We start from the raw sequence: 9,572 nt of genomic DNA, 5'->3' as shown, positions 1-9,572 counted from the left end.
ACGGGCTGAAGCACTCGGGGCTCCGCCCCGGACCCCGCGCCTCAAACGCCGGCGGGGCTGGATTTCAGCCCGCCCGGCGTTTGAGGGCACGGCCGTCAGGCCGTACGGGGGTCCGGGGGCTTGCCCCCGGTTTCGGGAAGGGGCGGGGTGGGGTGAAGGCCCCGCGCAGCGGCCCGCACCCCGCACCCCACCCGCACCCCGCACCCCTCCCCCCGTCACCACAAGCGCGGGACGACGTCTTCCCGGACCGCCGTCCCGTACCGGCCCCGGCCGGAGGCCCCCGCGGCGGTCTCCGGGCCGGGGCGCACCCACGTCACGAGAAAAGGCCACGCGCAGCCACCCGCAGCCACACGCAGGCACGCGCGGCCACGCGCAGCCCCCGCCCCGCGAGAAGGGACCGTCATGCTCGACCACCTCATCACCGGCGCCACCGTCGTGGACGGCACCGGTGCCCCCGCCTTCGTCGCCGACGTCGGGATCCGGGACGGGCGGATCGCCGTCGTCGCCGAGCCCGGGACCGTGCGGGAGGGGGCCAGGTCGTCCGAGGACGCGACCGGGCTCGTCCTCACGCCGGGGTTCGTCGACCCGCACACCCATTACGACGCCCAGCTGTTCTGGGACCCGTACGCCACTCCCTCCATGAATCACGGCGTGACCACCGTCGCCGGCGGCAACTGCGGGTTCACGCTGGCTCCGCTGCACCCGGACCGTCCCGAGGACGCCGACTACACGCGCCGGATGATGTCGAAGGTCGAGGGCATGGCCCTGAAGGCCTTGGAGGAGGGCGTCGACTGGAGCTGGTCCTCGTTCGCCGAGTACCTCGACGCCCTTGAGGGCCGTATCGCCGTCAACGCCGGGTTCATGGTCGGGCACTGCGCCCTGCGGCGGTACGTCATGGGGGAGGCCGCCACGAGCGGCGAGGCTTCCGACGAGCAGCTCGCGCGGATGGTGGCGCTGCTCAAGGAGGCGATGGAGGCCGGCGCGTGGGGGCTGTCCACGACCCAGTCGTCCACGCATTCCGACGGCGACGGCGCCCCTGTCGCCTCCCGTCATGCGGGCCCCGCCGAGCTCGTCGCCCTCTCCCGGGCCGTCGGCGAGCACGAGGGCACCCAGATCGAGGCCATCCTCGCGGGCTGTCTCGACCAGTTCTCCGACGACGAGATCGAGCTGTTCGTCGAGATGACCGTCGCCGCCGGGCGGCCCCTCAACTGGAACGTGCTCACCATCGACGCCGCCGTTCCCGAGCGCGTCCCGCGCCAGCTCACGGCCTCCGAGCGCGCCCGCAAGGCCGGCGGCCGGATCGTGGCCCTCACGATGCCGATCCTGACGCCGATGAACATGTCCCTCGGGACGTTCTGCGCGCTCAATCTGATCCCCGGGTGGGGGGAGGTCCTCGCGCTGCCCGTTCCCGAGCGGATCGCGAAGCTCCGCGACCCGGACGTCCGCGCCGAGATGCTCCGCCGCGCGGACTCCAGGGAGGCCGGCGTCTTCCGGCGCCTCGCGCACTTCGGGCGGTACGTCATCGGGGACACGTACAGCAAGGAGAACGAGGGGCTCACCGGGCGGGTCGTCGGGGACATCGCCGCCGAGCGCGGGCAGGACCCCTTCCAGGCCCTCGTCGAGATCTGCGCCAACGACGATCTCCGTACCGTCCTGTGGCCGATGCCCAGCGACAACGACCCCGCCTCGTGGGCCCTCCGCAAGGAGACCTGGGAGCACGAGGACGTCATGCTCGGCGGGTCGGACGCGGGCGCGCACCTGGACCGGATGTGCGGGGCCCCGTACACGACCCGTTTCCTCGGCGACTGCCTGCGCGGCCGGAAGCTGGTGCCCCTTGAGCGCGCGGTGAAGATGCTGACCGACGACCCCGCCCGGCTCTTCGGGCTCCGCGAGCGCGGTCGGATCGAGGAGGGCTTCCACGCCGACCTCGTCCTCTTCGACCCCGAGCGGATCGAGGCGGGTCCGGCGACGCTCGTGCACGACCTGCCGGGCGACAGCCCGCGCCTCGACTCGCGCGCGATCGGGATCGTCTCGGTCCGGGTCAACGGGGTGGAGACGGTACGGGACGACGAGGTGACCGGCGCGATACCCGGGAAGGTGCTGCGTTCGGGCCGCGACACGAGGACGGTGGCGACACGATGAGTACCGAGAGCGTCAGGACCGAGAAGCTGTTCATCGGCGGGCGGTGGGTCGAGCCCGACGGCGGGCACTACGAGGTGGTCGACCCGGCGAGCGAGGAGGTCGTGGGGCTCGCGCCGGAGGCGTCGACGGCCCAGGTGTACGAGGCGGCCGCCGCGGCCCGCGAGGCCTTCGCCACCTGGTCCCGTACGAGGCCGGAGGAGCGTGCCGCGATCCTCGACCGGGCCGCCGACCTCATGGCCCGCGACGCCGAGGAGAACGTCCGCCTGGCCCAGGCCGAGACGGGCGCCACCACCGGCATCGCCCGCGGCATGCAGGTCGCGATCGGCTCCTCCCGGTTCCGGCGGTACGCGCGGGGGGCCATGGAGCCGGTGGAGGAGGCCCTGCCGCCGCAGATCAACGAGGCCGGGCCCATGGGCAGGGCGGGGGTGATGGGCGCGGTGGCGGTACGGCGTCCGGTCGGCGTCGTCACCTGCATCACCTCGTACAACAACCCCTGGGCCAACCCGGCCGGAAAGATCGCCCCGGCGCTCGCGATGGGCAACACGGTCCTCGTGAAGCCCGCCCCGCAGGACCCGCTGTCCGTGTACGCCATGACCAGGGCCCTTGAGGAGGCGGGCGTCCCGGCCGGGGTCGTCAACGTCGTGACCGGTTCCGCCCAGGCCGTGGGCGAGGCGGCCGTCGACTCCCCGGACGTCGACATGGTCTCCTTCACCGGCTCGACCGCCGTCGGCCAGGCGATCGGCGAGGTCTGCGGCCGCTCGCTCAAGCGGCAGCTGATGGAGCTGGGCGGGAAGGGCGCGGCGCTCGTCTTCGACGACGCCGACCTCGACTCCGCGACGATGGGGATCGGGACGACCTTCTCCTTCTACAGCGGCCAGATCTGTACGGCTCCGACGCGGGTCCTCGCGCAGCGCGGGATCTACGAGCAGCTGATCGAGAAGCTCACCGGCTACCTCGCGTTCATGAAGGTCGGCGACCCGGCCGCCAAGGGGACGGTGGTGGGCCCGGTGATCTCGGCGGCGCACCGCGACCGCGTGGAGGCGTACATCGAGCTGGGGAAGAAGGAGGGCGCGCGGGTCGTCGCGGGCGGCGAGCGCCCCGACCTCGCGAAGGGCTTCTACGTGGCTCCGACGCTCCTCGCCGACTGCACCAACGAGATGCGGGTGGTGCGGGAGGAGATCTTCGGTCCGGTCGTCGTGGTCGTGCCCTTCGACGACGAGGAGGAGGGGATCGCGCTCGCCAACGACAGCGACTACGGCCTCATCGACTACGTGTGGTCGGGCGACGTGGCCCGCGCCTTCCGTGTCGCGGCCCGGCTGCGGGCCGGCGGGGTGGGCGTGAACACGATCGGACGGAACATGGAGGCGCCGTTCGGCGGGTTCAAGAAGAGCGGTGTCGGGCGGGACGTCGGCTCGTACGCGCTCCACGCGTACAGCGAGCTCCAGGCGGTCGTCTGGCCGGGGTGACACGCCCGGCCGGATGACCGTCTTCTGAATCACACGGGAAATTTTCAAAGCGGACATTTGGGGTGTTGCTGCGGTTCCCGCATATCGGACACGGCCGACCGACCTACCAGTTGGTCGGTCCTGCCCGGTGGTCGATCTTTCAATCATTGGCCATAGGGTCTTTGGACCCTGTCAATGCAAGGCGATGATCGATCAAATGAGCGGAGCGGGATCTTCCGGATGTGGAAACCGCAGCATTTAACGTCCTGTTCATGACTCAGGTGGATGCCCGGCCGCAGGCCGGAGACACGGTAAGGGGCGTCACCGCCCCGGGCGACACGCAAGGCGTGCGCACGAAGGGGCTCGGCGGAAACTCCGTCGGCCTCCTCGGGAGTGCCGTCATCGGCATCTCGACCGTCGCCCCCGTCTACTGCCTGACCTCGACGCTCGGCTCCACGGCCGGCGAGGTCGGCCTCCAGATGCCCGCGATCTTCCTCGCCGGCTTCCTCCCGATGCTCCTTGTCGCCTTCGCGTACCGGGAGCTCAACAAGGTCATGCCCGACTGCGGCACCTCCTTCACGTGGACCGTGAAGGCCTTCGGCCCGAAGATCGGCTGGATGTGCGGCTGGGGCCTGGTGATCGCCACGATCATCGTGCTCTCCAACCTCGCCGGCGTCGCGACCTCGTACTTCTGGCTCCTCGCGGGCGAGATCACCGGCAGCGACTCCATCGCCGCCCTGGACGACAACAAGGCCGTCCACATCATCACCTGCCTCACGCTCATCGCCGCCGCGACCGCGATCAGCTACCGCGGCATGACCGCGACCAAGGGCGTCCAGTACACCCTGGTCGGCCTCCAGCTCCTCGTCCTCGGCATCTTCGTGGCGATGGCCCTGTCGAAGGCCGGCGACTTCGAGACCTCGGTCTCCTTCTCCTGGTCCTGGATGAACCCCTTCGCGGTCCAGTCCTTCGCGGCCTTCACCGCCGGCCTCTCCCTCTCGATCTTCATGTACTGGGGCTGGGACGCCTGCATGGCGACCAACGAGGAGACCACCGGCAGCGCCAAGACCCCCGGCCGCGCCGCGCTCATCGCGATGGTCGTGCTCGTCGGCTCGTACCTCGCCACCGGCATCGCCGCGCAGATGGCCGTCGGCTCGGGCGAGGAGGGCCTCGGCCTCGCGAACCCGGAGACCTCCGACAACGTCTTCGCCGCCCTCGCCGGCCCGGTCATGGGCCCGACGCTCGGCATCCTGCTCTTCGTCGCCGTCCTCGCCTCCGCCGCCGCGAGCCTCCAGACGACCTTCATCCCGGTCGCCCGCACGGTCCTCGCGATGTCCACGTACGAGGCGCTGCCGAAGTCCTTCACCAAGGTCCACCCGGTCTTCAAGACCCCCGGCAAGGCCACGATCGTCGCGGGCGTCGCCACCGGCTTCTTCTACACGGTCATGACCCTGGTCAGCGAGAACGTCCTGGTCGACACGATCTACGCGCTCGGCCTGATGATCTGCTTCTACTACGCGATCACGGCCTTCGCCTGCGTCTGGTACTTCCGCGGCGAGCTCTTCCGCACCGGCCGCGACTTCGCCTACAAGGGCCTCATGCCCCTCCTCGGCGGCCTGATGCTGACCGGCGTCTTCGGCAAGACCCTCTACGACATGTGGGACCCGGCCTACGGCTCCGGCTCCTCCGTCTTCGGCGTCGGCTCGGTCTTCGTGATCGGCGTCGGCCTGCTGCTCCTGGGCTTCGTGATCATGCTGGTCATGCAGCGCAAGAGCCCGGCGTTCTTCCGCGGCGAGATCCTCACGAAGGAGACCCCGTCCCTGGTGGTCGCCGACTGACGAGGTGGCGGCTGACACCAGCCGTACACCTGAGTCACCCAAGAACGCGACGGTGGCGGCCCGTGGGGGGTCCGCCGCCGTCGCTTTTTGCCATGAACTGCAAAGAGAAAAGCGCAAATGATCTCTTTCAATCCATTTCCCGCTTATCGGCTGATCTGACCCCGATGTCAGCTAGGTTCGCCATGCGTCAGCGACAGAGGAAGACCGGAGGTGGATGGGCGTGGTGGAGGCGAAGCGGCTTCGGCAGATCGCGCGTCCGTTCGTCGTCGACGGCCCCTCCGGTGTGAGCATCCGGGACCGGCTCAAGGGCATGACGGCCGAGGATGAGGGGGTCCTGCGTGCCGTGGGCGCACACATGGGGCGTCTGGCGTCGGGGGATTTGGCGAGGCGTGTACGGGACGGGCTCAGGCACTCCGCCGAGACGTGGGCGACCCGCAAGCGGGAGCTGACCTCCGTCTCCTCCTCGCGGTGGGCCGGGTCGGTCACCGCGAACACCCACGATCAGTGGGGCCTTTCCCGGCGGGCCCAGCACGCGCATCTGAAGAGTCTGGACGCCGGGATCCGGACGATCCGGCACCGGCTGTCACTGGCGCTGGGGGAGAAGGGGACCCGGGGCGGTCCAGGCGGTTACCGCTCCCGTCGCGAGTGGTTCCAGAAGTCCCGCCGACTGACGGTCCTCGAAGGCCGCTACGAGCGCGTGGAAGCCGCGTACGCCTCCGGACGGGTCTCGGTGGTGCGTGGTGGGAAGCGGCTGCTCAACCAGCGCCACCACCTGGCCGTCGCCGACAGGACGTCGGGGCAGTGGCGGGCTGCCTGGGAGGCCGCCCGCTGGTTCCTGACCGCAGACGGCGAATCCGGGAAGAAGTTCGGGAACCAGACGATCCGTGTCAGTCCTGACGGCGAGGTGAGCATCAAGCTCCCGGCACCGCTGGCAGGTCTGGCCAACGCGAAGCACGGCCGGTACGTGTTCACGGCTCGCGTGTCCTTTCCGTACCGCGGCGAGGAGTGGCGTGACCGCGTCACGACCCATCGGGCCATCGCGTACCGCATCCATCTCGACCCCGCTTCCGGCCGCTGGTACCTGGACGCTTCCTGGACACGCAAGGACCTGCCCCTCGTGCCCTTGGAGTCCTTGCGGGCACGAGGCGTGGTCGGCGTCGACATGAACGCCGACCACCTCGCCACTTGGCGACTGGACCCCCACGGCAACCCGGTCGGTGCGCCGCGCCGCTTCGAATACGACCTGACGGGCACAGCCGGTCATCGTGACGCCCAGCTCCGCCACGCCCTCACTTGCCTCCTGTTCTGGGTCAAGACCACAGGCGTGCAGGCGGTCGCCATCGAGGACCTGGACTTCACCACTTCGACGACCCGGGAGAAGCACGGCCGCCGCAAGAAGCTCCGGCAGCTGATCTCCGGCATGCCCACGGCAAAGCTCCGCGCCCGCCTGGTCAGCATGTGCGCGGAGGCCGGTATCGGTGTGATCGCCGTGGACCCCGCCTACACCTCGACGTGGGGAGCCGAGCACTGGCAGAAGCCGCTGACCGGCGCGAAACGACAGACTTCCCGACACGCCGCCGCCGCGGTGGCGATCGGAAGGCGCGCCCTCGGGCACCGGATCCGGCGACGGGCGGCACCGCCCCGCGACGACCAGAGCGATCGTCACGGGCATCGGACCACCCAGGCCGGATCGGGGACCTCTGGACGCGAGGGACACCGCCCCCGCATTCCCGGGCCACGGACGAGATCCGACGGCGCCGGGATCGGAAGGAACGCGGTCGACCAGGACACCCAAGACCGTTCGGGGTGTCCGGCCGAGCACGAGCTCAGCTCTCAGGAACGGTCCCGTCGCCTTCGCTTCACGTGACACGCGTGAGGTGGGTGAAGCCGAGGGAGGTCAGCCCTTCGGCCTGGCACAGCCTGTCGGATGGACCGCCGACCTCGGTCTGGAGGAGTTGGTAGGCGGCGCCGTGGCCTTGGCCCCAGTGCATCGCCGCCCGCCACAGCAGACGGCCGAGTCCCCGCCCTCGGACTTCGGGCAGGACGGCGAAGTACTGAGGCAGGAGCTGGGGGCGGCCGATCGCGTCCGCGCGTACGTCCATGGGCCCGATCGCGCCCGCGATGCGGTCCTCGGCGACGGCTGCGAGGACCGGGCCGCAGCGGCCGGCCTGCATCCGGGCGTGGAGGAAGGCGAGCCCCTCGCCTGCCATGGCCTGGGCGAACGGCGGGAAGGTTTCCTGGACGACGGTCGGCCAGCCAGTGACGGGGCGGACGAGGCCGTCGGGGGCGGGGCAGGCGGCGGCGGTGAAGTCCTTCAGCTGGATGCGGGTGCCGCGCGGGTGGACGGTTGTAGGGCCGAGAGGACGTACGACTCGGGCATCCGCCACGTTGTGAGTAGCGGCCAGTTCGGCGGCGAGCTCGGCTGCCTCCTCCACGACGCCGGTGCGGATTCCGTAGGCGAAGACCTTCACGGTGCCGCGTCCGCGTCGGGTCAGGGTGGGGATGAGGGTGTGCTCCCGTTGGTGGACCACGTCCTCGCCGAGGACTTGTTCGTCCTTCTCGTCCCCCCAACGCCGGTCCTTGTCGTAGGGCAGGAAGCCGCCCGTTACGGCCGCACGCAGGGTGTCCTCGAAGATCTCTACTGTCAGAGCGTCGGGGTGGACGGGGCCGAGAGTCGGCACGATCGGCGCGGTCAGTTGAGGCCGGAGCCAGTCCCAGCGGAAGAACATGAGCGGCACCCTAGCGGTGGGACGGGCAGGGCTCAGGCCCCGACGCGAGTGCGCCGGGGCCTGAGCGGAGTCGACCGGATCATGGCGGTCAGTGGGGGTTGTCGTCACCGGCGTCGCAGGAGCACTCCGCGCTCTCCACGATCACGTCGAGGTCCTGGACGGCGGTGATCGACGCGGTCGCGACGGGCGGGGCCGCGCGGCGGGCCGAGGACGGCGGGCCGGGAAGGATGGTCACCGCTACGGGCGGGGTCATGAGGCGTTCTCCTTGTCTCCGTGCTGGCAGTAGCTGTGCAGCGGCGCCTTCGCCTCCTGGTAGTGCTTGGCCAGGGGACGGCAGACCCGGCAGGTGCCGGACAGGGCGCAGCCCTCGCACCCACCGGTGCGAAGCATGAGGCGGTCGGCGATGGCGCCGAGCCGGGTGAGGCCGTCGATGCCTTCGACCATGAGGTCGATCTGGTCGTCGCGGCCGACCTTGCAGATCGAGACCCTGGCGTGCGGGTCGGCGTGGAAGAAGGTGTGTCCCGCGTTGCAGCCGGCGAACGGCTTGCGCTGGCGCAGGTGGGCGGCGGACTGGGCGAGCAGCGGCTCACCGCCGCCGTAGATCGTGGGCGTCATGTTCGTGTACGCGTGGTTCTCGACGTTCCACTCGTCGGCGAGGGCGGCCATCTCGTCGGCCTCGGAGGCGTTGTCCTCGGTCACCACGACGTTGATTCGCAGAGGAAGACCCGCCTCGCGCGCTGCGTCGATGCCGCGCCGGAACGCCTTCCACGCTCCGCGGCGCTGGGTGAGCGTGTCGAAGGATTTCTCGCTCGCCCCGTACATGCTGACCACCAGGCGGTACGGCGGGCAGTCCCGGAAGAGCTTGAGGAGATCGGGACGCCAGAGCAGCGAGCCGTTGGTGGAGATGGTGAGCATCATCCCGGCCAGCCAGGCGTACCGGTACGCGCCCTGGAAGTGAGGATCCATGGTGGGTTCGCCGCCGGTGATCTGGAGCCAGAGGACACCGGCCTCGCGCATGATGTCCAGCAGCCGCACCTTCTCCTCCCAGCCGAGGCCGGAGAACGGCCGCTCGCCGAGGTAGCAGTGCTTGCAGCCGAAGTTGCATCCAAGATTGATCTCCCAGGACGCCCGGCAGTAGCCGAACGGGGACGGCTCACGGACCAGCACCGTGCTCCGCACGGGCTGACCGTCCAGGTCCAGGCCCCACACGTCGGCGGCGGTCTGCGCCGCCCAGGCGGGAAGAGACTCTCCATCGGTGGTGGCCTGGCGCAGGCCCTCGAAGTGGTCGGCGGAGATCCGGGCGCCGGCCCTCGCTCCCGGCTTGAGGAGAAGATGTCCGTCGAGGAACGGGGAGGCGATCAGAGCGTGGGTCATCGGTGGCCTTCCTTTCGCGTCAGGGAGTGGGACGACGTACGGGA

Annotated in this window: 7 protein-coding genes; 4 read left to right on the top strand and 3 right to left on the bottom strand. The window is 70.3% G+C overall.

The features are described from left to right. Positions 1 to 402 precede the first annotated feature (402 nt). The 4 genes from ACFC0Z_RS34460 (at position 403) to ACFC0Z_RS34445 (ending at position 7,292) form a co-directional block, all read left to right on the top strand. Complete coding sequence (locus ACFC0Z_RS34460; RefSeq protein ID WP_376446638.1) at positions 403 to 2,142, top strand: amidohydrolase family protein; 1,740 nt, start codon at positions 403 to 405, stop codon at positions 2,140 to 2,142. Continuing rightward, a complete protein-coding gene (locus tag ACFC0Z_RS34455; protein WP_376446636.1) occupies positions 2,139 to 3,608 on the top strand; it encodes an aldehyde dehydrogenase family protein in 1,470 nt (489 codons plus the stop codon). Before ACFC0Z_RS34460 ends, ACFC0Z_RS34455 begins: the two co-directional genes overlap by 4 nt. Positions 3,609 to 3,859: 251 nt before the next feature. Then, on the top strand, positions 3,860 to 5,425 hold the full coding sequence (locus ACFC0Z_RS34450; protein ID WP_376446633.1) for an APC family permease: 1,566 nt from the start codon (positions 3,860 to 3,862) through the stop codon (positions 5,423 to 5,425). A 214-nt stretch (positions 5,426 to 5,639) separates the two neighbouring features. After that, positions 5,640 to 7,292, top strand: coding sequence for an IS200/IS605 family accessory protein TnpB-related protein (locus ACFC0Z_RS34445; RefSeq protein WP_376446631.1), 1,653 nt, complete (start codon positions 5,640 to 5,642; stop codon positions 7,290 to 7,292). Here ACFC0Z_RS34445 and ACFC0Z_RS34440 read toward each other — a convergent pair. The 3 genes from ACFC0Z_RS34440 to ACFC0Z_RS34430 all read right to left on the bottom strand — a co-directional run bounded on the left by ACFC0Z_RS34440 (position 7,285) and on the right by ACFC0Z_RS34430 (position 9,528). Then, positions 7,285 to 8,154 carry a GNAT family N-acetyltransferase gene (locus ACFC0Z_RS34440; RefSeq protein WP_376446628.1) on the bottom strand — a complete coding sequence of 290 codons (870 nt, stop codon included), beginning with the start codon at positions 8,152 to 8,154 and terminating at the stop codon, positions 7,285 to 7,287. The genes ACFC0Z_RS34445 and ACFC0Z_RS34440 overlap by 8 nt on opposite strands. 88 nt (positions 8,155 to 8,242) lie before the next feature. Then, positions 8,243 to 8,407, bottom strand: coding sequence for a hypothetical protein (locus ACFC0Z_RS34435; protein WP_376446625.1), 165 nt, complete (start codon positions 8,405 to 8,407; stop codon positions 8,243 to 8,245). Beyond that, positions 8,404 to 9,528 (bottom strand): radical SAM protein, encoded by a 1,125-nt coding sequence (locus ACFC0Z_RS34430; RefSeq protein ID WP_376446622.1) that lies wholly within the window; start codon positions 9,526 to 9,528, stop codon positions 8,404 to 8,406. Before ACFC0Z_RS34430 ends, ACFC0Z_RS34435 begins: the two co-directional genes overlap by 4 nt. Between the last annotated feature and the right edge of the window lie 44 nt (positions 9,529 to 9,572).

Origin of the sequence: Streptomyces sp. NPDC056144 (assembly GCF_042264145.1) — a bacterium.
Classification (GTDB): Bacteria; Actinomycetota; Actinomycetes; order Streptomycetales; family Streptomycetaceae; genus Streptomyces.
This window is presented reverse-complemented; position numbering and strand designations above follow the sequence as displayed.